The sequence below is a fragment of the Rhodococcus jostii RHA1 genome, from assembly GCF_000014565.1.
In the GTDB taxonomy this organism is placed as follows: Bacteria; Actinomycetota; Actinomycetes; order Mycobacteriales; family Mycobacteriaceae; genus Rhodococcus_F; species Rhodococcus_F jostii_A.
Map to the genome: position 1 here is coordinate 7,383,916 of NC_008268.1, position 26,338 is coordinate 7,410,253.

General features: G+C 68.2%; 28 protein-coding genes and 6 tRNA genes. 22 read left to right on the forward strand and 12 right to left on the reverse strand.

From position 1 onward, the window contains the following. Positions 1 to 3: 3 nt before the first annotated feature. Positions 4 to 792 carry a pyrimidine reductase family protein gene (locus RHA1_RS33560; RefSeq protein ID WP_011598621.1) on the reverse strand — a complete coding sequence of 263 codons (789 nt, stop codon included), beginning with the start codon at positions 790 to 792 and terminating at the stop codon, positions 4 to 6. A gap of 34 nt (positions 793 to 826) precedes the next feature. Between RHA1_RS33560 and zapE the strand changes: the two genes are divergently transcribed. Then, complete coding sequence (gene zapE / locus RHA1_RS33565) at positions 827 to 1,843, forward strand: cell division protein ZapE (RefSeq protein ID WP_025432416.1); 1,017 nt, start codon at positions 827 to 829, stop codon at positions 1,841 to 1,843. A gap of 9 nt (positions 1,844 to 1,852) precedes the next feature. Here the strand turns inward: zapE and RHA1_RS33570 are convergent, their stop codons facing one another. Genes RHA1_RS33570 through RHA1_RS33580 form a run of 3 tightly spaced genes read right to left on the reverse strand, consistent with a single transcriptional unit; the run spans position 1,853 to position 3,819 of the window. After that, complete coding sequence (locus RHA1_RS33570; RefSeq protein ID WP_011598623.1) at positions 1,853 to 2,383, reverse strand: GNAT family N-acetyltransferase; 531 nt, start codon at positions 2,381 to 2,383, stop codon at positions 1,853 to 1,855. Then, positions 2,380 to 2,592: a hypothetical protein gene (locus RHA1_RS33575; RefSeq protein WP_009480117.1), complete on the reverse strand. Its 213-nt coding sequence runs from the start codon at positions 2,590 to 2,592 to the stop codon at positions 2,380 to 2,382. Before RHA1_RS33575 ends, RHA1_RS33570 begins: the two co-directional genes overlap by 4 nt. A 6-nt stretch (positions 2,593 to 2,598) precedes the next feature. Next, complete coding sequence (locus RHA1_RS33580) at positions 2,599 to 3,819, reverse strand: MFS transporter (protein WP_041812236.1); 1,221 nt, start codon at positions 3,817 to 3,819, stop codon at positions 2,599 to 2,601. A gap of 448 nt (positions 3,820 to 4,267) precedes the next feature. On the opposite strand from RHA1_RS33580, the gene RHA1_RS33585 reads away from it, so the two are divergent. Then, on the forward strand, positions 4,268 to 4,756 hold the full coding sequence (locus RHA1_RS33585; RefSeq protein WP_011598625.1) for a 2-isopropylmalate synthase: 489 nt from the start codon (positions 4,268 to 4,270) through the stop codon (positions 4,754 to 4,756). A 73-nt stretch (positions 4,757 to 4,829) separates the two neighbouring features. On the opposite strand, the gene RHA1_RS33590 is transcribed toward RHA1_RS33585, so the two are convergent. From RHA1_RS33590 to RHA1_RS33610, 5 genes are all read right to left on the reverse strand, one after another. Further along, a tRNA-Val gene (locus RHA1_RS33590) sits at positions 4,830 to 4,904 on the reverse strand. Positions 4,905 to 4,920: 16 nt separating this feature from the next. Next, positions 4,921 to 4,993: transfer RNA gene (locus RHA1_RS33595), tRNA-Gly, on the reverse strand. Positions 4,994 to 5,070: 77 nt separating this feature from the next. Then, a tRNA-Val gene (locus tag RHA1_RS33600) sits at positions 5,071 to 5,142 on the reverse strand. A 1-nt stretch (position 5,143) separates the two neighbouring features. Next, a tRNA-Cys gene (locus RHA1_RS33605) sits at positions 5,144 to 5,214 on the reverse strand. A 24-nt stretch (positions 5,215 to 5,238) separates the two neighbouring features. Next, a tRNA-Gly gene (locus tag RHA1_RS33610) sits at positions 5,239 to 5,311 on the reverse strand. Positions 5,312 to 5,553: 242 nt separating this feature from the next. Between RHA1_RS33610 and RHA1_RS33615 the strand changes: the two genes are divergently transcribed. The 11 genes from RHA1_RS33615 to RHA1_RS33665 all read left to right on the forward strand — a co-directional run bounded on the left by RHA1_RS33615 (position 5,554) and on the right by RHA1_RS33665 (position 16,075). Beyond that, a tRNA-Val gene (locus RHA1_RS33615) sits at positions 5,554 to 5,625 on the forward strand. 155 nt (positions 5,626 to 5,780) lie between these two features. Further along, the gene (locus RHA1_RS33620; RefSeq protein WP_011598626.1) at positions 5,781 to 6,986 is read left to right on the forward strand and encodes an RtcB family protein; all 1,206 of its coding nucleotides are present in this window, start codon (positions 5,781 to 5,783) and stop codon (positions 6,984 to 6,986) included. 103 nt (positions 6,987 to 7,089) lie between these two features. Then, a complete protein-coding gene (locus RHA1_RS33625; RefSeq protein WP_029537556.1) occupies positions 7,090 to 7,515 on the forward strand; it encodes a TIGR02611 family protein in 426 nt (141 codons plus the stop codon). A gap of 95 nt (positions 7,516 to 7,610) precedes the next feature. Continuing rightward, positions 7,611 to 9,668: a threonine--tRNA ligase gene (gene thrS / locus RHA1_RS33630; RefSeq protein WP_009480122.1), complete on the forward strand. Its 2,058-nt coding sequence runs from the start codon at positions 7,611 to 7,613 to the stop codon at positions 9,666 to 9,668. A gap of 5 nt (positions 9,669 to 9,673) precedes the next feature. Then, the gene (locus tag RHA1_RS33635; RefSeq protein WP_005240964.1) at positions 9,674 to 10,249 is read left to right on the forward strand and encodes an ATP adenylyltransferase; all 576 of its coding nucleotides are present in this window, start codon (positions 9,674 to 9,676) and stop codon (positions 10,247 to 10,249) included. Positions 10,250 to 10,328: 79 nt separating this feature from the next. After that, complete coding sequence (gene pgsA, locus RHA1_RS33640) at positions 10,329 to 10,994, forward strand: phosphatidylinositol phosphate synthase (protein WP_011598628.1); 666 nt, start codon at positions 10,329 to 10,331, stop codon at positions 10,992 to 10,994. Then, positions 10,991 to 11,896 (forward strand): phosphatidylinositol mannoside acyltransferase, encoded by a 906-nt coding sequence (locus tag RHA1_RS33645; RefSeq protein WP_011598629.1) that lies wholly within the window; start codon positions 10,991 to 10,993, stop codon positions 11,894 to 11,896. The genes pgsA and RHA1_RS33645 overlap by 4 nt, the downstream gene beginning before the upstream one ends. Continuing rightward, positions 11,893 to 13,020 carry a glycosyltransferase family 4 protein gene (locus tag RHA1_RS33650; protein ID WP_009480125.1) on the forward strand — a complete coding sequence of 376 codons (1,128 nt, stop codon included), beginning with the start codon at positions 11,893 to 11,895 and terminating at the stop codon, positions 13,018 to 13,020. The genes RHA1_RS33645 and RHA1_RS33650 overlap by 4 nt, the downstream gene beginning before the upstream one ends. Continuing rightward, positions 13,017 to 14,039, forward strand: coding sequence for an NUDIX hydrolase (locus tag RHA1_RS33655; protein ID WP_011598630.1), 1,023 nt, complete (start codon positions 13,017 to 13,019; stop codon positions 14,037 to 14,039). The genes RHA1_RS33650 and RHA1_RS33655 overlap by 4 nt, the downstream gene beginning before the upstream one ends. Positions 14,040 to 14,191: 152 nt before the next feature. Further along, entirely contained in the window at positions 14,192 to 15,094 is a 903-nt protein-coding gene (pdxS, locus tag RHA1_RS33660) for a pyridoxal 5'-phosphate synthase lyase subunit PdxS (RefSeq protein WP_011598631.1), read from the forward strand. Positions 15,095 to 15,253: 159 nt separating this feature from the next. Then, a complete protein-coding gene (locus RHA1_RS33665; protein ID WP_011598632.1) occupies positions 15,254 to 16,075 on the forward strand; it encodes an acyl-CoA thioesterase in 822 nt (273 codons plus the stop codon). A gap of 6 nt (positions 16,076 to 16,081) precedes the next feature. Here the strand turns inward: RHA1_RS33665 and RHA1_RS33670 are convergent, their stop codons facing one another. Then, positions 16,082 to 16,705 (reverse strand): nucleoside/nucleotide kinase family protein, encoded by a 624-nt coding sequence (locus RHA1_RS33670; protein WP_011598633.1) that lies wholly within the window; start codon positions 16,703 to 16,705, stop codon positions 16,082 to 16,084. A gap of 56 nt (positions 16,706 to 16,761) precedes the next feature. On the opposite strand from RHA1_RS33670, the gene RHA1_RS33675 reads away from it, so the two are divergent. Together RHA1_RS33675 and pdxT are read left to right on the forward strand one after the other, a co-directional pair. Continuing rightward, positions 16,762 to 17,616, forward strand: a complete 855-nt coding sequence (locus tag RHA1_RS33675; RefSeq protein WP_009480130.1) for an acyl-CoA thioesterase — start codon at positions 16,762 to 16,764, stop codon at positions 17,614 to 17,616. Then, positions 17,613 to 18,221 carry a pyridoxal 5'-phosphate synthase glutaminase subunit PdxT gene (gene pdxT / locus RHA1_RS33680; RefSeq protein ID WP_009480131.1) on the forward strand — a complete coding sequence of 203 codons (609 nt, stop codon included), beginning with the start codon at positions 17,613 to 17,615 and terminating at the stop codon, positions 18,219 to 18,221. Before RHA1_RS33675 ends, pdxT begins: the two co-directional genes overlap by 4 nt. On the opposite strand, the gene RHA1_RS33685 is transcribed toward pdxT, so the two are convergent. Next, positions 18,218 to 19,132, reverse strand: a complete 915-nt coding sequence (locus RHA1_RS33685) for a hypothetical protein (RefSeq protein WP_011598634.1) — start codon at positions 19,130 to 19,132, stop codon at positions 18,218 to 18,220. The two genes, pdxT and RHA1_RS33685, sit on opposite strands and share 4 nt — an antisense overlap. Next, on the reverse strand, positions 19,129 to 19,485 hold the full coding sequence (locus RHA1_RS33690; RefSeq protein WP_009480133.1) for a GntR family transcriptional regulator: 357 nt from the start codon (positions 19,483 to 19,485) through the stop codon (positions 19,129 to 19,131). The genes RHA1_RS33685 and RHA1_RS33690 overlap by 4 nt, the downstream gene beginning before the upstream one ends. A 144-nt stretch (positions 19,486 to 19,629) precedes the next feature. Here RHA1_RS33690 and RHA1_RS33695 point away from each other — a divergent pair, with 144 nt between their 5' ends. The 7 genes from RHA1_RS33695 (at position 19,630) to secF (ending at position 26,338) form a co-directional block, all read left to right on the forward strand. After that, positions 19,630 to 20,382, forward strand: a complete 753-nt coding sequence (locus RHA1_RS33695) for a YebC/PmpR family DNA-binding transcriptional regulator (RefSeq protein ID WP_011598635.1) — start codon at positions 19,630 to 19,632, stop codon at positions 20,380 to 20,382. A 135-nt stretch (positions 20,383 to 20,517) separates the two neighbouring features. Further along, on the forward strand, positions 20,518 to 21,087 hold the full coding sequence (ruvC, locus tag RHA1_RS33700; RefSeq protein WP_011598636.1) for a crossover junction endodeoxyribonuclease RuvC: 570 nt from the start codon (positions 20,518 to 20,520) through the stop codon (positions 21,085 to 21,087). Beyond that, positions 21,084 to 21,686: a Holliday junction branch migration protein RuvA gene (ruvA, locus tag RHA1_RS33705; protein ID WP_009480136.1), complete on the forward strand. Its 603-nt coding sequence runs from the start codon at positions 21,084 to 21,086 to the stop codon at positions 21,684 to 21,686. The genes ruvC and ruvA overlap by 4 nt, the downstream gene beginning before the upstream one ends. Further along, positions 21,683 to 22,780 carry a Holliday junction branch migration DNA helicase RuvB gene (gene ruvB, locus RHA1_RS33710; RefSeq protein ID WP_009480137.1) on the forward strand — a complete coding sequence of 366 codons (1,098 nt, stop codon included), beginning with the start codon at positions 21,683 to 21,685 and terminating at the stop codon, positions 22,778 to 22,780. Before ruvA ends, ruvB begins: the two co-directional genes overlap by 4 nt. A 136-nt stretch (positions 22,781 to 22,916) precedes the next feature. Continuing rightward, positions 22,917 to 23,294 carry a preprotein translocase subunit YajC gene (yajC, locus tag RHA1_RS33715; RefSeq protein WP_009480138.1) on the forward strand — a complete coding sequence of 126 codons (378 nt, stop codon included), beginning with the start codon at positions 22,917 to 22,919 and terminating at the stop codon, positions 23,292 to 23,294. A 144-nt stretch (positions 23,295 to 23,438) separates the two neighbouring features. Beyond that, positions 23,439 to 25,109, forward strand: a complete 1,671-nt coding sequence (gene secD, locus RHA1_RS33720) for a protein translocase subunit SecD (RefSeq protein WP_011598638.1) — start codon at positions 23,439 to 23,441, stop codon at positions 25,107 to 25,109. Further along, a complete protein-coding gene (secF, locus tag RHA1_RS33725) occupies positions 25,106 to 26,338 on the forward strand; it encodes a protein translocase subunit SecF (protein WP_011598639.1) in 1,233 nt (410 codons plus the stop codon). The genes secD and secF overlap by 4 nt, the downstream gene beginning before the upstream one ends.

A 26,338-nucleotide genomic window follows, 5' to 3' on the forward strand; every position in this document is an offset into this window, starting at 1 on the left:
CCCCTACGGGCGGGGCAGCCGCACCCATCTGGTGAGGACGGTGCCGTCGGTGTCGGTGAGGATGTGCGCGGGAGTCATCGCGATGATCCGGGCACCCGGCGCGGTGGCGACGCGACCCGCGGTTCCGCCGACGAGTACGGGCGCCGTGGTCAGGCAGACCTCGTCGACGACGTCGTCCGCGGTCAGCCGGCCGAACAGGCTCGGGCCGCCCTCGCAGAGCACACGGCGCAATCCGAGATGCTCGAGGGCGGCGATCAGCCCGTCGCCGCTGATCTGCCCGTCGCCGGCGGTCACGATCCGCGCACCCGCGTCGGCGAGAGCACGGACCCGCCCCGGGTCCGCGTCCGTGCACGTGACGACGATCGGGGCCACCTCCGTGTCGGTGAACAGGCGTGACTGCGGGTCGAGGTGGGCGCGTGCCGACACGACGGCGATCGGCGGGACCTCCGGCATCCCCGACGCCACCCGACGTCGTCTACCTTCAGCGTGAATGCGCGCCCCGCCGTAGTTCTCCACCCGGACGGTTCCGGCCCCGACCAGCACGACGTCGGCCAACTCCCGCAGTGTTTCGAAGACCAGCCTGTCCGCCGGTGTGCCGAGCGCCCCGCTGACCCCGTCCACGGAGACGGCGCCGTCGATGCTGCTCACGAAGTTGACGCGGACCCAGGGTCGCGGGGTCTCCGCCGGGTACGCATACAGGTCGCGCAGTGCGTTCGCGGTCGATTCGCTGGACTCCGGGCGGGCAGGCGGACTGTCCGGTGTGAAAAATGTCGCAATATGTACACGGTGCATGTTGGTGATCACAACACGTGGATACGCTGCTTGTATGCATGCACGTCTTGTCGATCGCAGCCCCGTGGTACCGGCTGATCAGTTGGTAGCTCAGATGGTGCCCCCGGCCATGTTCGACGAGGTGAGCTTCGCGTCGTACATCCCCGACCCAGCAGAACCCAGCCAGGCCGCCGCGGTCCAGACGGCCGAGGAGTTCGCGAAGAAGGTCGTGAAGATCCGCAGCGGCGGACGACGCGGCCTGTTCGGGAAGAAGACGCAGGCCACCGGTGCCGGTCTCTACCTCGACGGCGGCTTCGGCGTCGGCAAGACCCACCTTCTGGCCTCGATCTTCCACAGCGTCCCGTCGCCCAAGGCGTTCGGCACGTTCGTGGAGCTGACGCACGTCGTCGGTGCCCTCGGTTTCAACAAGGCCGTCGAGCAGCTGTCCGGCCACAGCGTTCTCTGCATCGACGAATTCGAACTCGACGACCCGGGCGACACCATGCTGGTGTCCCGCCTGCTGTCGGAATTGTCGGCGCGCGGCGTGTCCATCGTGGCGACGTCGAACACCCTGCCGGGCCAGCTCGGTGAAGGACGATTCGCCGCGCAGGACTTCCTGCGCGAGATCAAGAAGCTCGGCTCGATCTTCGAGACGATCCGCGTCGACGGCCCCGACTACCGGCACCGCGACCTGCCACCGGCCCCGGACCCGATCTCCTCGGAGGAGCTCGCCGAGCGCGCCGACAGCATCCCCGGCGCCACCCTCGACGACTTCGACGCGCTGTGCAAGCACCTCAGCACGCTGCACCCGTCCCGCTACAACAAGCTGGTCGAGGGCATCCCGGCCGTCTTCCTGGATGGCGTCCACCCCGCCGAGGACCAGTCGGTCGCGCTGCGCCTGGTGGTCCTCGCCGACCGCCTGTACGACGCGAGCATCCCGGTCACCGTGGCCGGGGCCAAGCTCGACGCGATCTTCACTCCCGAGATGCTGGCCGGTGGGTACCGGAAGAAGTACCTGCGTGCCACGTCGCGCCTGCTCGCACTGTCGCGCTTCGAGGTCGCCGCGAGCTGACCCAGCTCGTCACAGCGCCCGCTGCATCACGAAATCGTGGTGCAGCTGGGTGCCGACGAGGAAGGTCTTCGTTCCGACCTGCGTGAATCCGTGCTTCGCGTAGAAGCGCTGGGCGCGCACATTCTCCTGGTTGACGCCGAGCCACAGCCCGGCGGACCCCGCGGCCACGGCGCGTTCGACGATGGCGTCCATCAGCGCGGACGCGACACCGGTCCCGTGATTGCCGGGGAGCACGTACAGCTTGCTGATCTCGGTGGTCGGCCGCAGCGTCACGGCCCTGCCGACATCCGGGTCGGCGGGTTCACCGTCGATCAGCATCGCGTAGCCGACGATCGCCCCGCCGTGGGTGACCTTCAGGACGGTGCGGTTCGGGTCGGTGAGGTACTCCGAGAACCGTTCGGCCGACAGCACGTCGTCGATGAAGGCAGCAATGTCGTCCTGTGTCGCGCCGGGTGGGCACGCGAGAGGGAACGTTGCCGCGGCGACGTCGGCGATCGCCTCGGAATCCCAGATCCCCGCCGGGTCTATCTCGACAGTCACAGCTGATCCACCGCGTCCTTCGCTTCCCGAAGTGTCATTCCCGTACTGTCCCGCAGCCGGGTGATCGCCGCAACGGTCTTGATCGACTCGATCGTCCCGGGGTGTGCGAGCCGCCACGAGCGGACCGTGACGAGACCGGCACCGCGACGTAGACGATCGCCACGGCGGTCACGAACGATCCCCGAGTCGGCATATCCTAAGTAGAACATCTGCCGTCAGTCGCGATCCGGGGTCCACTCGGATTGCCGGTCCCGGTCCCGGTCCGGGGCGAATGCGGGGGCGAGCACGACGAGCCCCACCGCGAACAGGAGTGGGACCACGAACCCGATCCGCAGGCTGGTCGCGGCGGCCACGCCGCCGACGATCGCCCCGCCCACGAGCGTGCCCACGTAGTTGAACAGGTTGATCCGCGCCACGACGTCGTCCACCTGGCCGGTGGGTGCCAGCCGGCCGGCGGCGCTGAAACACAGGGGAGCGACGACCGGCACGCCGAGGCCCACGACGAGGAATCCGGCGATCGCGACGGCCGGGGACGGGGCGAGCACGACGACCGTCAATCCGGCGACACCGACCGCCGAACCCGCACGGACGACGGCGATCTCGCCGTACTTCGCCACCCAGAAGTCGCCGGTCAGACGCGACACCACAGCCGCGCACTGGTATGCGGCCAGTGCCAGGGCGGCCGTGCCGGCGTCCGCGAGCAGAACGTTCCGGACGTACAGCGCGGACCAGTTGCCGACACCGAAATCGATGGCGTAGAACAACGCCATCGCGGTGCCGAGCGCGAGCAGCGCTCGGATCGGAACCGGCACGGGCACAGGGCCGGTCGACGGCGGGGCGGTGCCCGCCGGCTCCTGACGGGCCAGGAGCCGGGGGCCGCAGACGGCGAGGCCGACGGCCACGACGAGCGCCGCCACCAGTTGCGCGCCGGTCACGCTGACGTCGAGGGCGGAGGTGGCGGCGACGAAGAGTGCACCCGCAATCGCGCCGACGCTCCACACCGCGTGGAACGACGACAGGATGAAACGGCCGTACGCGCGCTGGATCGACACCGCCTGCATGTTGGCGGCGGCGTCGACGATGCCCAGCCCGGCGCCGTACACGGACAGGCAGACGAAGAACGCCGCGGTGTTCGGGCTGAAACCGAGGGCGCCACCGGCGACCGCGATGGTCGCGAGCCCGAGCTGCAGCGCCGACCTGCTGGAGAATCGGCGGGCCAGGTGCTCGGCGAGGACGCTTCCCGCCCCGGCGATGAGAGACACCGTCACGACCGCGACCACGATGACCGTGGCGTCGAACCCGAATCGGTCCTGGTACTGCGGCAGTTGGGTGAGGACGGCCGCGAGGAGAAAACCCTGCAGGCCGAATGCGCCCGCAGCGGCGATCCGTGCCGAGCGGTGGTCCGCGGACACGTCTGCGCGTGGTGAATCCGTCATGGAGTCGGCCTTCGGTAGAGGATATCCGATCGATTGGACGAGTGTCCAATACTTTGCGGGGATGTGCAGCGTTCTCCGAAGGGGCGGGCGAAATGTCCGAAAGCGGGGTGTGTGAGGTGCCTGGACCAAGACTGAGCCCCAGCCTTGGATGGGGGGTCATGGCTGGGGCTCATTGCCATCGGGGGGGTGGATGGCAAGTTCGACGATACATGAGGAATTCCTCACGTTCCAGATGCAGCGGTAACGATTTCGTCACCCGCCCGTCACCGGCGGTCGGCGCGGCACCGTGAATCGGGGTTGTCTCTGCGGACGGTTGTCGCTTACAGTGTCATCCATGCAGCGCATTCTCGTAGTTCTCCGCCGTAGCGGGGTCTGATACGGACCGACCCCTCGCTGCGGGTCGTTGAGCTACGCGTTGGTCCTCCCTTCTTTCAGGAAGACCACGAGAATGAGTACCAACACTTCTTTCGCCTCATCCTTTCCCTCGTCGACACCGGCCGCCGACCCGTTCGCCGCGCGCCACGGCAGGTCGCTGCCACGGGAACTCCGCACCGAATCCGCCGGAATGGCGTGGTCCGTGTTCGAGGCCGCCTACGCGCCGTCCACCGGACCGTTCCGTCTGGGCAGTTGGTCGGAAACGAAGACCGGCCCCGGGATGTGGGATTTCGAAGCGACGCTCGGTATCGGCGAATCGATCCGCAAGACCGGTGCGAGCGCGCCCGGTCCGGTGGCCGCCATGACCTCGATGCTGTACGACGCGGGGTGTGCGATGGAGATCCTGTCTTTTCATCAGCACGAGATCGGGCACCGCACCGCGACATTCCTGCTCTGCGAGCGCGACGGCATCAGGCTCTGGGCGATGGGAATCGGTGAATCCCACACGGAATCGACTCTGCGTGCGATGATCTCCGGCGCCAACCGGCTCCAGCCCGCCTGATACCCGGACAACAGTTCAGCCCCGGTCGAGGACCGGGGCTGAACTGTCGTGAACTGTTCGGTTGACAGTGAACTGGTGCGCGATACTGGGATTGAACCAGTGACCTCTTCCGTGTCAGGGAAGCGCTCTCCCGCTGAGCTAATCGCGCGGGATGGAGAAAAGAGAGCGGACGACGGGATTCGAACCCGCGACCCCAACCTTGGCAAGGTTGTGCGCTACCAGCTGCGCCACGTCCGCATTCGTGAAAGCCCCCGGGCTGGGGGCCGTCACTGGTCGAGCAAGTAAAACAGTCGTGCATCTATCATCTATCTCGGTGCGCGATACTGGGATTGAACCAGTGACCTCTTCCGTGTCAGGGAAGCGCTCTCCCGCTGAGCTAATCGCGCGAGGTGGAGACGGGAATCGAACCCGTGTGCACGGCTTTGCAGGCCGTTGCCTCACCACTCGGCCACTCCACCGTGAAGGTTGAGTCCAACCTCTCGAGCGGACGACGGGATTCGAACCCGCGACCCCAACCTTGGCAAGGTTGTGCGCTACCAGCTGCGCCACGTCCGCATGCACCCTGTAACTCGCGGAGAATGTTCTCCGTGGTGCGGTTGAGAACATTAGCCGACCATCCGCGATAGTTACAAATCTGCAGGTCAAGGCATCAGACGGTGAACTACGCATGAACGACGCCGGGTCGCGGACGTGCCGCGGGCGGGGGTCGACACGAATCCCAGCGACGTGATTTTCGTTCGGCCGCTCGGTCGTGTTAATGTTCCAACTCGTTCGAGCGCGAGTGTTTGGCGCGCCTCGGTCCCGTGGCTCAGTGGAAGAGCGTCCCGTTCACACCGGGGAGGTCGCTGGTTCGATCCCAGCCGGGACCACAGAAAAGAAGAGGGCGTTTCCGAAATCGGAAACGCCCTCTTCTTTTTCGTGTGCGCACCCGAATAATCGGTTGTTCCGGCTCTCCGGTGCGGCGGACAATGAACTCAGCCGGCCGAAATTTCCCGGGTGATCCGCTATCGAAGGACTGAGTCCCATGTTCCCCGTGAGGCTGGAAGGCACCACCGCGCCCACCTTGATGTGGGCGGAAGAGTGGACCATCGAGCAGGCAGCGTTGCAGCAGCTGCGGAACATGGCCGACCTGCCGTGGGTGCACGGTGTGCGGGTCATGCCCGACGTCCATGTCGGCAAGGGTGCGACGGTCGGTTCCGTCATCGCGATGCGGGAGGCGGTCGCCCCGGCAGCGGTCGGCGTCGACATCGGGTGCGGGATGACGGCGGTCCGGACGGATGTGACCGCGAACGATCTGCCCGACAGCCTGCGCTCGATGCGCTCGCGCATCGAGCACGCGGTGCCGGTCGGGTTCGCCATGCACGAGCGTTCGGTGAACGTCGGCGCACTGGACGTCAGGGACGCCGGGGGAGTGAAGAAGGGATGGCACCGCTTCTGGCAGGAATTCGGTGACCTGCATTCCGGCGTCCAGTCCCGCGAATCCAGGGCGATGAAGCAGATCGGAACGCTCGGCGGCGGCAACCACTTCATCGAGGTGTGCCTGTCGGACGCCGACGAGGTCTGGCTGATGCTCCACTCCGGTTCACGCAACATCGGCAAGGAGCTGGCGGAGCGGCACATCGCGGTGGCGCGGGCGTTGCCGCACAACCAGCGGCTGGTCGATCGCGATCTCGCGGTGTTCCTCGCAGGCAGCAAGGAGATGGACGCGTACCGCCACGACCTGACGTGGGCGCAGGAATACGCGGCCCGCAACCGTGCCGTCATACTCACGTTGGTGATGCAGGCATTCCGGCAGGCTCTGCCCGGCAGGCCGGTGCGATTCGACGAGCCGATCTCCTGCCACCACAACTATGTGTCGGAGGAGATCATCGACGGCGAGCCGATGCTCGTCACCCGCAAGGGCGCGATCCGGGCCGGGCGGGGTGATCTCGGACTCATCCCCGGATCCATGGGCACCGGTTCCTACGTGGTGCGTGGCCTGGGCTCCGAGTTGTCCTTCCATTCGGCATCGCACGGGGCGGGACGGACGATGAGCCGCACGAAGGCGAAGAAGCGCTTCACCGTCGACGACCTCGTGCGGCAGACGTCCGGAGTCGAATCGCGTAAGGACGCGGGCGTGATCGACGAGATCCCCGGCGCCTACAAGGACATCGAGCAGGTGATCGAAGCGCAGGCCGACCTCGTGGAGGTCGTGGCCCACCTGCGGCAGGTCGTCTGTGTGAAGGGATGACCTGCGGGCGGTGCGACGACGCGCCGCCGCAGGTCGCGCTCGGTAGGCTGGAGCGGTGACTAGCGGAGAAGCTCGGCCGGGACCCGCGCCCGAGAACGTGGACGTGGACGACTCGGATCTGTCCCCGTTCCAGGAAGCGGAGAGCCGGTGGCACCGGTGGCGGGCGCACATCGCGGCGCGGCCGAGCCTCAATCTGGCGTACCGCATCGCGGTGGGGGTCATCGGGGCCCTGGTGCTGGCCGCCGGGATCGTCGCGATTCCCTATCCGGGCCCCGGCTGGCTGATCGTGTTCGCGGGGCTCGGGATCCTCGCATCCGAGTTCGCTTGGGCCCACCGGCTGCTGCACTACGCGCGGCAGCGCTACGACAAGTTCATGCACTGGTTCTCGCGGCAGTCACTGGTGGTCAAGGGGGCGGGCGCGCTGCTGACGTGTGTCATCGTCCTCGCCACGCTGTGGTTGCTCGGGACGTTCGGTCTCGTCGGAACGTGGATCGGCCTCGACTACCCGTGGCTGGAGAGCCCGCTCTAGCCGGACGCATGGTTGGGTGTGACTGCTGGGCCGATAACATGGGCTGGCACATTCACCATGTCTGCACCGCACACCTCACCTAGGAGAACATCGCCGTGAGCACCCCCGCATCCGCCGCCCCAGCCGCCCTCGTCCGGGTGCCCGCGGGGACTACGGCCGGTACAGCGGTTCGGGAGGCGGGCTACCCGAGCAAGGGTCCGGACGTCGTCGTCGTGGTCCGTGACGCCGAGGGCCAGCTCAAGGACCTGTCCTGGGTGCCCGACACCGACGTCGAGGTCGAGCCGGTCGCGGCGAACACCGACGACGGCCGCAGCGTCATCCGCCACTCCGCCGCCCACGTGCTCGCGCAGGCCGTCCAGCAGGAGTTCCCCGAGGCGAAGCTGGGCATCGGCCCGCCGATCAAGGACGGCTTCTACTACGACTTCGCCGTCGATCGCCCGTTCACCCCCGAGGACCTCGCGAGCCTCGAGAAGCGGATGAAGAAGATCATCAAGGGGTCGCAGCGGTTCTCCCGCCGCGTCGTCGAGTCGCTCGAGGACGCGCGCGCCGAGCTGGCGAAGGAGCCCTTCAAGCTCGAACTCATCGACGACAAGTCGGGCATCGACGATCCGGAGATCATGGAGGTGGGCGGCAACGAGCTCACCATCTACGACAACCTGGACCCGCGGACCGGCGAGAAGGTGTGGGGGGATCTGTGCCGCGGCCCGCACATCCCCACCACCAAGCACATCCCGGCGTTCAAGCTCACCCGCAGCTCGGCGGCGTACTGGCGCGGTAATCAGGACAACGCCGATCTCCAGCGCATCTACGGCACCGCGTGGGAGTCGGCGGAGGCGCAGGACCAGCACCTGGAGCTGCTCGCGGAGGCGGAACGCCGCGACCACCGCAAGCTGGGGTCCGAACTCGACCTGTTCAGCTTCCCCGACGAACTCGGCTCCGGACTGCCCGTGTTCCATCCGCGGGGCGGAATCATCCGCACCGAGATGGAGGACTACTCCCGCAAGCGGCACGTCGAGGAGGGGTACGAGTTCGTCAACACCCCCCACATCACCAAGGGGCACCTCTACGAGGTGTCGGGTCACCTGGACTGGTACCGCGACGGCATGTTCCCGGCGATGCACATCGACGAGGAGCTGAACGAGGACGGCACCGTGCGCAAGCCGGGCCAGGACTACTACCTCAAGCCGATGAACTGCCCGATGCACAACCTGATCTTCCGCTCCCGCGGCCGGTCGTACCGCGAGCTGCCGTTGCGGCTCTTCGAGTTCGGTTCCGTGTACCGGTACGAGAAGTCGGGTGTCGTCCACGGACTCACCCGCGTGCGCGGCATGACGCAGGACGACGCGCACATCTACTGCACCCGTGAGCAGATGCGTGACGAACTGGCGACCACCCTGCAGTTCGTGCTCGGCCTGCTGAAGGACTACGGACTCGACGACTTCTACCTCGAGCTGTCCACCAAGAACCCGGACAAGTTCGTCGGCGACGACGCCGTGTGGGAGGAAGCGACGGCGACTCTCGCCGAGGTCGCGGAGTCGTCGGGGCTGAACCTGGTTCCCGATCCGGGCGGCGCCGCGTTCTACGGACCGAAGATCTCGGTGCAGGTGCAGGACGCCCTGGGCCGCACCTGGCAGATGTCGACCATTCAGCTCGACTTCAACCTGCCGGAGCGTTTCGACCTCGAGTACACGGCCAACGACGGCACCAAGCAGCGTCCGGTCATGATCCACCGGGCCCTGTTCGGTTCCATCGAACGGTTCTTCGGCGTGCTCACCGAGCACTACGCGGGTGCGTTCCCGGCGTGGCTGGCGCCCGTCCAGGTGGTCGGCATCCCGGTGGCCGAGACGTTCGCCGATCACCTCTTCGACGTGGTGAAGCGGCTGAAGGCGGCCGGTGTCCGCGCCGAGGTCGACGCGAGCGACGACCGCATGCAGAAGAAGATCTTCAACAACACGGCGCAGAAGGTGCCCTTCATGTTGCTGGCGGGTGCGCGCGACGTCGAGGCGGGTGCCGTCAGCTTCCGATTCCGGGACGGCACCCAGGTCAACGGCGTGCCCGTGGACGACGCCGTGCGGATCGTCACCGAGTGGATCGGTCGCCGCGAGAATGCCTCGCCGACGGCGGAACTGCTGCAACCCGGTAAGGAAGGGTGACGCACATGACCGGAGGTGACGACGTGACGGCCGACGAGATGCTCGGCGGCCCCGGCCGCCTCGTCGACCGCGGCCCCGGCGAACCCGATCACCTCCAGCGGATCTGGTCGCCGCACCGCATGTCGTACATCGCCGAGGCGCCGAAGTCGCGGGACACCCCGAACGAGCCGTTCATCGACATCCCGAAGATGGACGACGAGGACGGGTTGATCGTCGCCCGGGGTGAGCACGTCTATGCGGTGCTCAACCTGTACCCGTACAACCCGGGGCACCTGATGGTCGTTCCCTACCGCAAGGTCGCGGCGCTCGAAGACCTGACGGAGGAGGAAAGCGCCGAGTTGATGTCGTTCACGCAGCAGGCTCTGCGCGTGATCAAGCGGGTGTCGCGGCCGGACGGTTTCAACGTCGGTCTCAATCTCGGTGCGGCGGCAGGTGGTTCGCTCGCCGAGCACCTGCATCAGCACATCGTGCCGCGCTGGGGCGGGGACGCGAACTTCATCACGGTCCTCGCCGGGGTCAAGGTCATGCCGCAGTTGCTGCGCGAGACCCGGGGGCTGCTGGCGAAGGCCTGGAATGAATGACGCGTTAGATGAATGACGCGGGAGTCGCTGGCTCACGCGTGCGGGGTTCCTGGCAGGAAGTGAAGAACGGGGTGGAGAGGTGCTGAGCTTCTTCGGACGGGCATCCGTGTCCAAGGTGACGGCACCATTGGGGAAGGCCCTGGTCAAGACCGGGCTCACTCCCGATTCCGTCACCGTCATCGGCACCGTAGCGACCGTGGCCGGCGCGGTCACGCTGTTTCCCAGCGGACATCTGTTCTGGGGAGCGATGTTCATCTGGCTGTTCGTCATGTTCGACATGCTCGACGGTGCCATGGCCCGCGCCCGCGGCGGCGGAACCCGGTACGGTGCCGTTCTCGACGCCACCTGCGACCGGGTGGCCGACGGTGCGATCTTCGCCGGTCTGGCCTGGTGGGCGGTCTATCACGAGAACAGCAAGCCGCTGCTGATCGCGACTCTGCTGTGCCTCGTCACCTCGCAGGTGATCTCGTACGCCAAGGCGCGCGCCGAGGCCAGTGGGCTGTCCGCCGACGGTGGACTCATCGAACGACCCGATCGGCTGGTCATCGTGCTGGTCGGTGCCGGCGTGACCGGGCTCGGAGTTCCGTGGGCCATTCATGTCGCGATGTGGTTGCTGTCGGCGGGCAGCGTCATCACCGTGTTCCAGCGGGTACTGGCCGTCCGCCGGTCGCCGGGCGCCCGGGACGTGCTGCCCCTCCCGCCTGCGGACCCGACGCCGGAAGACGGACAGGCGAGCGTGCAGTGAGCGGTCTGTCGGAACGCATCAGCGACCTGGGGTACGCGACTGGCTGGCGGCTGGTCCGTGCGCTGCCCGAGAAGGCCGCGGTCGCCCTGTTCGACAGGGGAGCCGACTTCGCCGTCCGGAACGGCGGCCCGGAACAGTTGCGCCGCAATCTCGCCCGCGTGCTCGGTGTACCCGCGGACGAGGTGCCGGACACCCTGATGCGGGCGTCGATGCGGTCCTACGCGCGCTACTGGCGGGAGGCTTTCCGGCTGCCGTCGATGGACCTCGTGAAGACGGGCGCCGCCCTCGACGAGCTGATCGAAGGGCAGAAGCACCTCGACGCCGCGAAAGAAGCCGGCCGGGGCGCGGTCATGGCACTGCCGCACAGCGGCAACTGGGACATGGCCGGTGTGTGGTGCGCCCAGCACTGGGGCGGGCTGTCCACGGTCGCCGAGCGATTGAGGCCGGAGTCGCTGTACCGGCGGTTCGTCGATTACCGCGAAGGGCTCGGTTTCGAGATCTTTCCGCTCAGCGGGGGAGAGAACCCCCCGTTCGTGGAACTGTCGGCGCGACTGCGGGACAACGGGATCGTGTGCCTCCTCGGTGAACGCGACCTGGCGAAGAAGGGCGTCCCGGTGACGTTCTTCGGGGAACCGACGCGCATGCCCGCCGGCCCCGCGAAGCTGGCGATCGACACCGGCGCGCCGCTGCTGCCGGTGCACTGCTGGTTCACGGACGGCGGGTGGGGTTTCCGCATCGACCCGCCGATCGACACCACCGCGGGGGTTGCCGCGGCGACTCAGGCCCTGGCGGATCGGTTCGAGGCCAACATCGCGGCACATCCCGAGGACTGGCACATGCTTCAGCCGCTGTGGCTCTCCGACCTGTCCCAGTCGAGGCTCTCCCGCATGGAGAACTCGTGAAGATCGGAATGGTCTGCCCGTACTCGTTCGACGTCCCGGGCGGAGTGCAGGCCCACGTCGTCGACCTCGCGGAGGTTCTGATCGAGCGCGGGCACAAGGTGAGCGTCCTCGCGCCGGCGTCCGACGACGTCGACCTGCCCGACTTCGTCGTCTCCGCGGGGCGCGCCCTCGCCATTCCCTACAACGGTTCGGTGGCCCGGCTGAGTTTCGGCCCCGCCGCGAGCGCCCGCGTGCGGCGCTGGATCTCGGACAACAACTTCGACGTCCTGCACATCCACGAGCCGAACGCGCCGAGCCTGTCCATGCTCGCCATGCGCGTGGCCGAGGGGCCCATCGTGGCCACTTTCCACACATCGACCACGAAGTCGTTGGTGCTGAGCACGTTTCAGGGTGTTCTCCAGCCCTACCTGGAAAGGATCAGCGGCCGCATCGCGGTGTCGGAACTCGCCCGACGCTGGCAGGTGGAATCACTGGGCTCCGATGCGGTCGAGATCCCCAACGGGGTCGACGTCCAGGCGTTCGCGAACGCCGAGCCGCTGCCCGGCTACCCGCGTCCGGGAAAGACCATCCTCTTCCTCGGCCGCTACGACGAGCCCCGCAAGGGCATGGCGGTGCTCCTCAAGGCGCTGCCCGCTCTGGTGGAGAAGTATCCCGACCTCGAGGTGCTGGTGGTCGGACGCGGCGACGAGGACAAGCTGCGCCGCGAGGCCGGCCCGGTCTTCGGGCACCTGCGTCTGCTGGGCCAGGTCGACGATGCCGAGAAGGCGTCGGCACTGCGGAGCGCCGACGTGTACTGCGCCCCCAACCTCGGGGGTGAGAGCTTCGGCATCGTGCTGGTGGAGGCGATGGCCGCGGGAGCTGCCGTCGTGGCGAGCGAACTGGACGCGTTCCGCCGGGTCCTGCGGGACGGGCAGGCAGGCGTGCTGGTGCCGGTCGGGGATGTGGCGGCGCTCGCCGCCGGGATCGACTCGGTGCTCGGTGACCCCGAGCGCAGCGCCGCGCTCACCGATGTCGGCCGGACGGTGGTCACCGAATACGACTGGCCGGTGGTGGCCGAACAGATCCTGCGTGTCTACGAGACGGTCACCGTCGGCCGCGACGGCGTCCGGGAGGTCGGCTCGTGACGTTCTCCGCCCTCACGATCCTGGTCCTCGCCCTGGTCGCGGCCGTCGTCCTGGCGATCGGCCTGTGGGCGTACGGAACGGCCAACCGCCTCGACCGCCTGCACGTTCGCTCCGACCTGTCCTGGCAGGCTCTCGACGCGGCCCTCGCCCGCCGGGCGGTGGTCGTGCGGGCGGCGGCCGCGGCGATGGACCCGCCCGAGGGCAGGTCGCTGGCCGCGCTGGCGGCCCGGGCCGAACGGTCGGACCGGGCCGACCGGGAGATCGCCGAGAATGCGTTGTCGAGTGCACTCTCGTCCCTCGATCCGGAGGCGCTGCGTCCCCAGTTGGTGGCGGAACTCGCCGATTCGGAGGCGCGGGTGCTGATCGCCCGCCGTTTCCACAACGACGCCGTCCGCGACACCCTCGCACTCCGCACCCGGCGTCCGGTCCGATGGCTGCACCTCGGGGGCACGGCCCCGCTGCCGACGTACTTCGAGATCACCGAACGCTCGTCCGCCGCGGCGTTCACCGAGGGTCTGTCCCTCGATTCCGTCCGGACATCAGCCCGGGTGGTGCTGCTCGACCGTGAGGGCCGGGTCCTGCTGCTCCGGGGTCACGACCCCACCGTCCCTGACGTCTACTACTGGTTCACGATCGGTGGCGCCGTCGAGAAGGGGGAGAACCTGCGGGCCGCCGCGGTCCGGGAGATCGCCGAGGAGACGGGGCACACCGCGTCGCCCGAATCGCTGCGCGGACCCATGTGGCGGCGGGTTGCCATCTTCTCCTGGAACGGGCAGCTGATCCGCTCCGAGGAACTGTTCTTCGCGTTGCGCACCGGCGGGTTCGAGCCGCACCACGGGGGCTTCACCGAACTCGAGAACCGCACCATCACCGGTCACCGGTGGTGCACCGCGGACACGGTTCGTGAACTGGCGGCAGCAGGGGAAGCCGTGTACCCGCACGACCTCGCGGATCTCCTCGACGAGGCAGGCGCGGTGGCCTCGGCCGCGGACGAACCCGAGGTGCGCGCGATCACCTGAGCCGTCCCGGGAGCCCGGAGAAAGCCAGCAATTGCCGACTGGCTACGGAAGTGGACGGCCCCTCGTCCTAGAATCGGGTACTGCAGCGTGAACGTCGTCGCTCACGTATGCCGTTATCGAAGTCAATCCACGCCACAACCCAGGAGTTCGCTGTGAGCACCCCCGACACCACCCCCACCACCGGTACGGCACGCGTCAAGCGTGGCATGGCCGAGATGTTGAAGGGCGGGGTCATCATGGACGTCGTCACCCCCGATCAGGCGAAGATCGCCGAGGATGCCGGTGCGGTCGCGGTGATGGCGCTCGAGCGGGTGCCCGCGGACATCCGGGCGCAGGGTGGGGTGTCCCGGATGAGTGATCCGGACATGATCGACGGCATCATCTCCGCGGTGTCGATCCCGGTGATGGCCAAGGCCCGGATCGGGCACTTCGTGGAGGCGCAGATCCTGCAGTCCCTCGGGGTCGATTACGTCGACGAGTCGGAGGTGCTGACCCCGGCCGACTACGCCAATCACATCGACAAGTGGCAGTTCACCGTCCCGTTCGTGTGTGGTGCCACCAATCTCGGTGAGGCGCTGCGGCGGATCACCGAGGGTGCGGCGATGATCCGGTCCAAGGGGGAGGCCGGTACCGGTGACGTGTCGAACGCGACCACGCACATGCGGACGATCGGTGGGGAGATCCGCCGGTTGACCTCGCTCAGCGAGGACGAGCTGTATGTGGCGGCGAAGGAGTTGCAGGCGCCGTACGATCTGGTCGTCGAGGTCGCCAAGGCCGGGAAGTTGCCGGTCACGATGTTCACTGCCGGTGGCATCGCCACCCCGGCGGATGCGGCGATGATGATGCAGCTCGGTGCGGAGGGTGTGTTCGTCGGGTCGGGGATCTTCAAGTCGGGTAACCCGGCGGAGCGGGCCGCGGCGATCGTGAAGGCGACCACGTTCTTCGACGACCCGGATGTGCTGGCGAAGGTTTCCCGTGGGCTGGGTGAGGCGATGGTCGGGATCAACGTCGACGACATCCCCGTCCCGCACCGGCTCGCCGAACGCGGCTGGTGATCCCCGCGATCGATCTGTGATCGATCGCGGCGCTCCTGGCGCCGCACTACTTCCGTTCGCACCGCACGAGGCCCCGACCCGGGCCTCGTGCGGTGCGGTGCGCCGGTGCCCGGGACCCGTGTGAGAGTGTCAGCGGACGAGCATCGGAAGGGGCCGTGGATGGCGACGATCGAAGAGATCCTGGAAGTGGAACGCCTCGAGGAGAACATCTTCCGAGGCATAGCGACCGAGACCATGCTTTCCCGCACGTTCGGTGGGCAGGTGGCCGGTCAGGCGCTGGTGGCGGCGGTCCGCACCGTCGACCCCCGATTCATGGTGCATTCGCTGCACGGCTACTTCCTCCGTCCCGGAAACCCCACGATGCCGATCGTGTACCTGGTGGACCGCATCCGGGACGGTCGGTCGTTCGTCACCCGGCGGGTCAACGCCGTCCAGGACGGTCAGGCGATCTTCACGATGTCGGCGTCATTCCAGGTCGAGGACGAGGGCATCGAGCACCAGGACGAGATGCCCGTGGTCCCGCCGCCCGATACGCTGCCGTTCGCCAGTGACTCGGCCGACCCGGAGATCGCCTGGCTCGCCCAGGAGTGGTCAGACTGGGACATCCGGATGGTCGGCCACGGCGAGGTCGACCGCAGGCGCGGTGCGGCCGCTCAGCAGCAGGCGTGGTTCCGGTCCCGCAAGACGCTGCCCGACGACCCCGTCTTCCACGTCTGCGCGCTGGCCTACATGAGCGACATGACGCTGATCGGTTCCGCCATGACCCCGCACCCCGGTGTCGAGATCAACGGTGCCTCACTCGATCACGCACTGTGGTTCCTGCGCCCGTTCCGGGCCGACGAGTGGCTACTGTACGACCAGACGTCACCGTCCGCCGGATTCGGGCGGGCGCTCGCGCAGGGCCGGATCTTCGACCGGAAGGGCAACCTGGTCGCTGCCGTCGTGCAGGAAGGGCTGACCCGGTTCCTGCGCACGACGTGAGAGGCCTCAGCGACCCGCCCGGACGGCTGGCCTCGGCGGATGGTCGTACCGCACCAGCAGGTCGGGTTCGACCGTGACGTCGGCGGCACGGCGGAGCAGTGCGGGCACGGTCCAGCGTTGATCGGCCGGGGTTCGGCGCATCAGGGCGCCTTCACCCAGATGAAGTTGCACGGTGACGTCGAAGTCGAGATCCCGGCCCAGCAGCATCGGGCCGACGACGAGAAGCACCTGACCGTCGGCCGCGGGAACGCGGGCGCAGCGGGCGGAGCGATCCTCGGCCTCGTCCCACAGGCGCGGCAACCACCGGCGGTCGGTGCGGACCGACCGCACCACCTCCCGGTCCAGGGCGTCGTAGTCGAACCAGAGGGTGCGGTAGCTGAGTTCGTCGTCGCGCCCGTGCTCGAACCGCAGGGAGGCGGGCCGGACGTAGTCGTGGAGCGACACGACGTCACACGGGCGGCCCCGCTCCCGCAGCGACGCGCACACCGCGTCCGCGAGGGGCAGGGGGTGCGCGCCGTCCGGAGCGTCGATCGCGACGACGGCGGTGCCGTGAACGGCGAGGCAGCGTTCGGAGACGAGGGCGACGAGACCGTCCGGGCTCGTCGGTGTGAACATCGTCATGGCACCCATGGTGCCTCGAGCCCGAACCGGGCGGATAACCTTGACCAGGCACAGAAGGAGGGCTCATGGCGAGCATCGAGGACGTTCTCGAACTCGAAGCGCTGGAGAAGGACATCTTCCGCGGCGCGGTTCATCCGTCTGTTCTGAAGCGGACGTTCGGCGGGCAGGTCGCGGGTCAGTCGCTGGTGTCCGCGGTCCGTACCGTTGACGAGGCATTCAAAGTCCACTCCCTGCACGGGTACTTCCTGCGCCCAGGAAATCCGGCGAAACCCACCGTCTACCTGGTCGACCGGATCCGGGACGGCAGATCCTTCTGCACGAGGCGCGTCACCGGAATCCAGGACGGCAAGGCGATCTTCACCATGTCGGCGTCGTTCCACACCGAGGACGAGGGCATCGAGCATCAGGACACGATGCCGTCCGTCCCCGCGCCCGAAGAGCTCGTCGACGCCCAGACCCTCGAGGAGTTCGCCGCCACCGATCTCTACCGGGAGTGGAAGGAATGGGACGTCCGTATCGTTCCGGCCGGCTCCACCGGGAAGACTCCCGGAATCGCCGCGCAGCAACGGGTGTGGATGCGGTACCGCAGCAAGCTGCCGGACGATCAGGTCTTCCACATCTGCACCCTCGCCTATCTCAGTGACATGACGCTCCTCGGTGCGTCGAAGGTCCCGCACCCCGGAGTGGTCACGCAGACGGCGTCGCTCGATCACGCCATGTGGTTCATGCGCCCGTTCCGCGCCGACGAGTGGCTGCTCTACGACCAGACCTCACCCTCCGCCGGCTTCGGCCGCGCCCTCACCCAGGGCCGCATGTTCGACCGGAACGGCACCATGGTCGCCGCCGTCGTCCAGGAGGGGTTGACCCGTATCCAGCGCGATCAGGACAAGCGCGACATCGAGACAGGAAACATGGCATGACCCGTCCCCTCGTCGGAGTACTCGCCCTGCAGGGTGACGTCCGTGAACACCTTGCCGCACTGAATGATTCGGGTGCGGATGCCGTCGGCATCCGCCGCCCGGAGGAGCTCGAGAAGATCGACGGCCTCGTCATCCCGGGCGGCGAGTCGACGACCATGAGCAAGCTGCTGCAGATCTTCGAACTGCTCGAACCGCTGAAGGCGCGCCTGCGCGACGGGTTGCCCGCCTACGGGTCCTGCGCCGGGATGATCCTCCTCGCGAGCGAGATCCTCGACACGAGACCGGACGCGCAGCACCTCGGTGCGATCGACATGACGGTGCGCCGCAACGCCTTCGGTCGTCAGGTCGACTCCTTCGAGTCCGACCTCGAATTCGAGGGCATCGTCGGCGACCCGATGCGGGCCGTGTTCATCCGGGCTCCGTGGGTGGAGCGCGTCGGCGACGACGTCCAGGTCCTTGCCCGCGTGCCCGAGTCGGGTGGCGCGGCCGCCGGACGGATCGTGGCCGTCCGGCAGGGCGCCGTGGTGGCCACGTCGTTCCACCCGGAGGTGACCGGCGACCGGCGGGTGCACGAGCTGTTCGTCGACATCGTCCGCGGGGTCTAGGGACGGGGCGCGGCGAGTGTGTTGAGGAGCGCCGCACCCTGCGCGGCGCCGTCCACGGTGACCGCGAACGGGCGGCCGCCGGTGCGGTTCAGCACGATGCCCTCGCCGGCGCGGATCACGACCACGGTCCCGCGCGGCGTGAAGCGGTAGCCCCAGCCGCCCCATTCCGTGGGCCGGATCTCGGTGACCCGGGCCTCGTCGATGGAGTCGAGCGGGATCTTCCGCCAGCGGATGTTCCACGACGACAGGGTCAGTCCTGTGCGGTCGATCTGCACGGTCACGGAGGCGAAGCCGCCGCCGGCGACCGCCAGGACGACGAACAGGACGGCGAGCCAGAGCGCTCCCACCAGCGCGGAGACGACGGCGGCCAGGGTCATGGCGAGAGCGAGCACGCCCGCCCACCGCCCGCGGGCATAACCGGTCCACGATGCGCGCTCGCCGGGCGCCAGGGGGACGGGCAGCGTCGGCGCCGCACCGTTCTCCGGGGAGTGCGGCGTCCGGGGGAGCAGGGCGAAAGCGGCGATGGCCCACACGATTCCCAAGAGGGGAACGACGATCCACCAGCCCAGCGTCGCCGCTTCGGGCGAGCCCGCCTCGATCGTGGCAGCGACGCTGACGATCCAGGCCGTGGCCACCGTCCACCCGACGAGAACGGTGGCGGGAAGCCAGAGCGCGGCGTCGGTGCGGACCCGCGCCGCCACGACGCCCGCGATCACGGCGGCGGCCGCGCAGACGGCGAGAGCGATCCAGAAGTAGGTGGTCGTGTCGCTGAACCGGTCGGGTTCGGTGCCGGACCAGTGGCTGGCCACCACCGGCGGCAGTTCGCCGCTCCACGCGAGTCTCGCGATCACCAGCGCGAGAAGGGGGACAGCCGAGGTCGCGGCGAGCCGGCGCGTTCGGGAGGTCGTCATTGTCTGGTGGTCTCCTTGATCAGGTCGAGCATCTGTTCGGTGTCGAGTCCGAGGCGTCGTGCCTCGGACACGAAAGTGCGTGCGGCTTCGGTCAATCCGGTGTGAACCGGGTCCGTGTCGGCGCGGACGACCGCGCCCCGGCCCCGGCGGAGGTCGATCAGGCCCTCGTCGCGCAGCGCGGCGTACGCGCGCAGCACGGTGTGGAGGTTGACGTCGATGGATTCGGCCAGTGCCCGGGCGGAGGGGAGCCGATCGCCCGCGCCGATCTCCCCGCGCAGGAACGCGCCGCGCACATTGGCCGCGATCTGTTCGCCCAGTGGGGTGGTGGAGCTGTGGTCGACCCGCATCAACATGTTTGCATTCTATGCAAACAATGGCGACTTATGCGAGTTGTTACCCCGGGAACGCACAGGGGCGGCCGGGCTGCGGGTAACATCGTCAAAGCTGAAACCGCGCATTCGGCGTGCCAAAGGCAGCAGGAAAGGGGCTTGAATCGCATGAGCGGCCACTCCAAATGGGCCACCACCAAGCACAAGAAGGCTGTGATCGATGCCAAGCGTGGCAAAGCCTTCGCGAAGCTGATCAAGAACATCGAGGTGGCGGCCCGTACCGGCGGTGGCGATCCTGCGGGAAACCCCACCCTGTACGACGCCATCCAGAAGGCCAAGAAGACGTCGGTCCCCAACGACAACATCGAGCGCGCCCGCAAGCGCGGCGCCGGTGAAGAAGCGGGCGGCGCCGACTGGCAGACCATCATGTACGAGGGCTACGGACCCAACGGTGTCGCCGTCCTCATCGAGTGCCTGACCGACAACCGCAACCGTGCGGCCGGCGAGGTGCGTACCGCGATGACCCGCAACGGCGGCAACATGGCCGACCCGGGTTCCGTGTCCTACCTGTTCACGCGCAAGGGCGTCGTCACCCTGGAGAAGGGTGACCAGAGCGAGGACGACGTGCTGATGGCGGTCCTCGATGCGGGTGCCGAGGAGGTCACCGACCTCGGCGACACGTTCGAGATCGTGAGCGAGCCCACCGACCTCGTCGCCGTCCGCAGCGCACTGCAGGAGGCGGGAATCGACTACGACTCCGCCGAGGCCGACTTCCGTGCGTCCGTCGAGGTCCCGGTCGACGCCGACGGAGCCCGCAAGGTGTTCAAGCTCGTCGACGCGCTCGAGGAGTCCGACGACGTGCAGAACGTCTACACCAACGTCGACCTGTCCGACGAGGTGCTGGCGGAGCTCGACGACTGATCGCACGACGCACGGCACGGGTCGGGGGAGCGGTGCTCGTCCGCCCCGGCTCGTCCTGCGTGTTGATGCGCCGACTCGTCCGACCCCACGGCTAAGCTATCGAACAGCTGTTCGGCGTGGGAGAGGTGGCTTTGCGTGCGTGTGCTGGGTGTGGATCCCGGTCTGACCCGGTGCGGATTCGGAGTGGTGGACGGCGGCGGCGGCCGCACCGTCACCCCGATCGCCGTCGACGTGGTCCGGACCCCGGCAGACCTCGAGTTGTCCTCCAGGCTGCTGCGTATCTCCGAAGCGGCCGAATCGTGGATCGATCTGCACAGGCCCGAGGTCGTGGCGATCGAGCGGGTATTCTCCCAGCACAACGTGCGCACCGCGATGGGCACCGCGCAGGCGGGTGGCGTGGTCGCCCTCGCCGCCGCGCGCCGCGGCATCCCCGTGTGTTTCCATACCCCCAGCGAGGTCAAGGCTGCCGTCACGGGGAGTGGCTCGGCAGACAAAGCTCAGGTGACGGCGATGGTGACGCGCATCCTCAAACTGGCGGCCGCACCCAAACCGGCCGACGCGGCGGACGCGCTGGCGCTGGCGATCTGCCATTGCTGGCGGGCGCCGATGATCGAACGCATGGCCCGCGCCGAAGCCGCGGCCGCCGAACAGAAACGTCGCTACCAGGCCCGACTGGCCGAAGTGAAGAAGGCAGGTACACGATGATCGCGTCCGTCCGCGGCGAGGTGCTCGAGATCGCCCTCGACCATGCGGTGATCGAATCCGCCGGAGTCGGCTACCGCGTGAACGCGACGCCGGCCACCCTCGGCGGACTGCAACGGGGATCCGAGGCCCGGCTGGTCACGGCGATGATCGTCCGCGAGGACTCGATGACGCTGTACGGCTTCCCCGACTCGGAGTCCAAGGAGTTGTTCGGGCTGCTCCAGACGGTGTCGGGAGTCGGCCCCCGCCTGGCGATGGCCACCCTCGCCGTCCTCGAACCCGACGCGCTGCGGGCGGCACTGGCCGAGGGCAACGTCACGGCACTCACGCGGGTGCCGGGCATCGGCAAGCGCGGGGCGGAGCGGATGGTCGTCGAACTGCGCGACAAGGTGGACGCGGTCGCGTCCACGTCCGGGGCGGTGCCGCTCGGTGCGGGCGGCGGCGGGTCGGTCCGCGACCAGATCGTCGAAGCCCTCGTCGGGCTCGGATTCCCGGCCAAGCAGGCCGAGCAGGCCGCCGACTCCGTCCTCGCAGAGGCGCCCGAGTCGACCACCTCCACGGCGCTGCGCTCCGCCCTCTCGCTGCTCGGGAAGACCAGATGAATCCCGAACCCGGGGGCGACTACGACGAGGAGTCCCCGGTCTCGGCCGATCTCGTCGCCGGCGACGGCGACATCGAGGCCAGCCTGCGCCCGAAGAACCTCCACGACTTCATCGGGCAACCGCGGGTCAGGGAGCAGTTGCAGCTCGTCCTGACCGGCGCCAAGATGCGCGGCGGCACCCCCGACCACATCCTCCTCTCGGGCCCGCCCGGCCTGGGAAAGACCAGCATGGCGATGATCATCGCCGCCGAACTGGGCTCGTCGCTGAGGCTGACGTCGGGTCCGGCGCTGGAACGGGCGGGCGACCTGGCCGCGATGCTGAGCAATCTCGTCGAGGGCGACGTGCTGTTCATCGACGAGATCCACCGCATCGCCCGGCCGGCCGAAGAGATGCTCTACCTCGCGATGGAAGACTTCCGGGTCGACGTCGTGGTCGGCAAGGGCCCCGGCGCCACGTCCATTCCCCTCGAGGTCGCACCGTTCACCCTGGTAGGGGCCACCACTCGCTCGGGGGCGCTCACCGGGCCGCTGCGCGACCGATTCGGGTTCACCGCCCACATGGACTTCTACGAACCCGCGGAACTGCAGCAGATCCTCATGCGATCGGCTGGCATTCTCGGCGTGCAACTCGGCGAGGAGGCCGGCGCCGAGATCGCAAACAGGTCCAGAGGCACGCCCCGCATCGCGAACCGCCTCCTCCGCCGTGTCCGCGACTACGCCGAGGTCCGGGCGGACGGCGTCGTCACCCGCGAGATCGCCCACGCCGCTCTCGCCGTCTACGACGTCGACCAGCTGGGACTCGACCGCCTCGACCGGTCCGTCCTCAGCGCCCTCGTGCGCAGCTTCGGCGGCGGCCCGGTCGGAGTGTCCACCCTGGCCGTCGCGGTGGGTGAGGAACCCGCCACCGTCGAGGAGGTGTGTGAGCCCTTCCTCGTCCGCGCCGGAATGATCGCCCGGACACCCCGCGGCCGTGTCGCCACGGCCGCCGCGTGGACGCAACTGGGCCTGACCCCGCCGCCGGACGCTGTGACCGGCGGAATCGAGGTCCGCGTCAACGAACCGCAGGCATCCCTGTTCGATCCGCAAGACCCCTGATCGACCCCCGGAGAAACGCCCGCCTCGTGCCGAGCGAACCGGTGTCCGGGCCGGTGATGGCACACTGGTGTATTGCATCGGTCCAACCGGGACCAGTGCTTCGGACCGTGCGACATACCTCGAGGTTGACTTACAGATGGATTTTCTCTTCCCGCTCCTGATTCTGGCGCTGCTCGTCCCCATGTTCCTGGGGATCCGCCGACAGAAGAAGGAGGCGGCCAAGGTGACCGCTCTGCAGGACTCGCTCTCGGTCGGTGACCGCATCCTCACGACTGCCGGTCTGCACGGCACCGTCGTCGCACTCGGCGACGAGACGATCGACCTCGAGATCGCTCCCGGCGTGGTCACCACGTGGTCGCGTCTCGTCGTCCGCGAGCAGATCGTCGACGCCCCGCTGCAGGGCAGCGGTTCCATCGACCACGAGTCGATCGACGCCGAGGCCCCCGCCACCGACATCGTCCGCGAGGATCGTGAGAACGGCGGCGACACCCCGCCGCGCCTGAACAAGGATTGATCGACGCTTCCGCGGCGTACCCGCGCAGCCGTCGCGTCGCAGGCGCCCCGGGCGCGGCAACCGGGGCACAGCCCTGCGTCTGCCGGTCCGGTGCGCTGTGAACGTTCCCACCCGAACTGCACGTACTGAGGAGACATAGAGATCGTGGCACCTTCCACAGGATCGGTGCATCCCGTCCGCTACCTCACCGTTTTCGCGGTGCTCGTGGCGGTTCTGTATGCCCTGGTGTTCTTCACCGGCGACAAGTCCGCGACACCCAAGCTGGGCATCGACCTGCAAGGGGGGACCCGAGTCACCCTCACCGCACGCACCCCGGACGGCAGCAAGCCGACGCCGGACAGCCTGCGGCAGGCCCAGGAGATCATCGAGACCCGTGTGAACGGACTCGGCGTGTCCGGCTCCGAGGTGGTCATCGACGGCGACAACCTCGTCATCACCGTCCCCGGCGACGACAGCGCGCAGGCGCGTTCGCTCGGCCAGACGGCGCGCTTGTACGTCCGTCCCGTCCAGACGTCCCAGGCCGCGGCCCCAGCCGGCACGCAGGCACCTGCCGCCGGTGGGACGCCGGCCCAGGCTCCCGCCGGAACCGAGACTCCCGCGCCCCAGAACCGGCCGTTCCCGGCTCAGGATCCGTCCACCTCTCCCGAGCCGACTCCGACGGCGGAGCCGGCGCCCGCCGACGCGTCCGGCACCGAGACTGCCGAGGCGGCCGACGAGATCGCAGCCGCGCGGGCCACGCGCCAGAGCACCGACCCGGCCGTGCAGCAGCAGGCCATGGCGACGCTCGACTGCAGCGTGCCCGACCCGCTGCGCGGCAACGACGACCCGGCCCTACCGCTCGTCGCGTGCTCCACCGACGGCCAGGCCGTGTACCTGCTCGAACCGGCGATCATCGACGGGCAGGAGATCGCCGACGCGACGTCCGGCTACAACTCCCAGCAGTCGCGGCACGAGGTGAGCCTGACGTTCAAGTCCGAGGGCAGCAACACCTGGGCCACGTTCACGTCGCAGAACATCGGCAAGCAGGCCGCGTTCACACTCGACTCCAAGGTGGTGAGCGCACCGGTCGTCCAGGGCGCGACACCCGCAGGTAGCTCGACGTCGATCACCGGCTCGTTCTCCGCGGAAAGCGCGAAGGAACTCGCGAACACCCTCAAGTACGGCTCGCTACCGCTGTCGTTCGCGGCGTCCGAGGCGGAGACCGTGTCGGCGACGCTGGGGCTCGCCTCTCTGGAGGCCGGTCTCATCGCCGGACTGGTGGGTCTGGTCCTGGTGCTGCTCTACTGCCTCCTCTACTACCGCATGCTCGGGGTGCTCACCGCGTTGTCGCTGGTGCTGTCCGGTGTGATGGTCTACGCGATCATGGTGCTGCTCGGCCGGTACATCAACTTCACCCTCGACCTCGCGGGCATCGCCGGTCTGATCATCGGTATCGGTATGACCGCCGACTCGTTCGTGGTGTTCTTCGAGAGAATCAAGGACGAGATGCGGGAGGGACGCAGTTTCCGGTCCGCGGTACCGCGCGGCTGGGCCCGTGCGCGCCGGACCATCCTGTCCGGTAACGCGGTCAGCTTCATCGCCGCCGCGGTGCTGTACATCCTCGCGGTCGGGCAGGTGCGCGGCTTCGCGTTCACCCTCGGCCTGACCACCATCCTCGATGTCGTCGTGGTGTTCCTGGTGACGTGGCCGCTGGTCCACCTGGCCTCGAAGTCGCCGTTCTGGTCGAAGCCCGGTGTCAACGGACTGGGTGCCGTGCAGCAGATCGCCAAGGAACGCAAGGCTGCCGCAGCGTCGGCGAAGGAGTCACGAGTATGAGCGAATCGACCACGTCCCGGTCTGCGTCGCAGACAGACCCCGAGTCTTCGCTGTCCGATTCGGGCGTCAACCAGTCGTCGATGCCCCAGCACAGCCTGCTGTCGCGGCTGTACACCGGAACCGGCGCCTTCGAGGTCGTCGGGCGTCGCCGCTTCTACTACATCCTGACCGGCACGATCGTGCTGATCTCGTTGCTGAGCATCCTCGTCCGCGGGTTCACCCTCGGTATCGATTTCGAGGGTGGTTCGCGGATCCAGTTCCCCGCCGGCGGCGGGGTGGAGACCGCGCAGGTGGAGGAGGTCTACTCCGAGGCGCTCGGCATGGACCCCGTCTCGGTGCAGACGGTGGGCTCGGGTTCGAGCGCGACCGTGCAGATCCGCTCCGAGGCACTCGACGCGGCGCAGGTGGTGACGCTGCAAAACGCGTTGTACGACGAGTTCCAGCCGAAGGACAGCGACGGCAACGTCAGCAAGAACGTGATCAGCGTCGCCGACGTCAGCGAGACGTGGGGCGGGCAGATCACCCAGAAGGCGCTGATCGCGCTGCTTGTGTTCCTGGTGATCGTGAGCGTGTACATCGCCGTCCGGTTCGAGCGGGACATGGCGATCGCCGCGATCGTCGCGCTGTTCTTCGACATCGCCGTCACCGCCGGCGTGTATTCGCTGGTCGGCTTCGAGGTGACCCCGGCGACCGTCATCGGCCTGCTGACGATTCTCGGTTTCTCGCTCTACGACTCGGTGGTGGTGTTCGACAAGGTCGAGGAGAACACACGCGGGATTCTGCACCTGACCCGTCGCACCTACGCCGAGCAGGCGAACCTGGCGATCAACCAGACGCTGATGCGGTCCATCAACACCACCCTGATCAGCGTCTTGCCGGTGCTCGCGCTGATGGTGGTCGCGGTCTGGATGCTTGGTGTCGGAACGCTGAAGGACCTGGCGCTGGTGCAGCTCGTGGGCATCATCGTCGGCGCCTACTCGTCGATCTTCTTCGCGACACCCCTGCTGGTCACGTTGAAGGAGCGGTGGGGTCCGGTCGCCGCGCACACGCGAAAGGTCCTCGCTCGCCGCGCGACCCTGGCACAGGGCGGTGCGCCGAAGGCCGGCACCCCGGCCGCCGAGGTCGCCGCGTCCACGGCGGACACCGCCGTCCCGCGCCGCCGGTCGGCGGCGACCGCACCCACACCGGGCTCACGTCCCACCGGGAAGCGCAACAAGAAGAGGCACTGA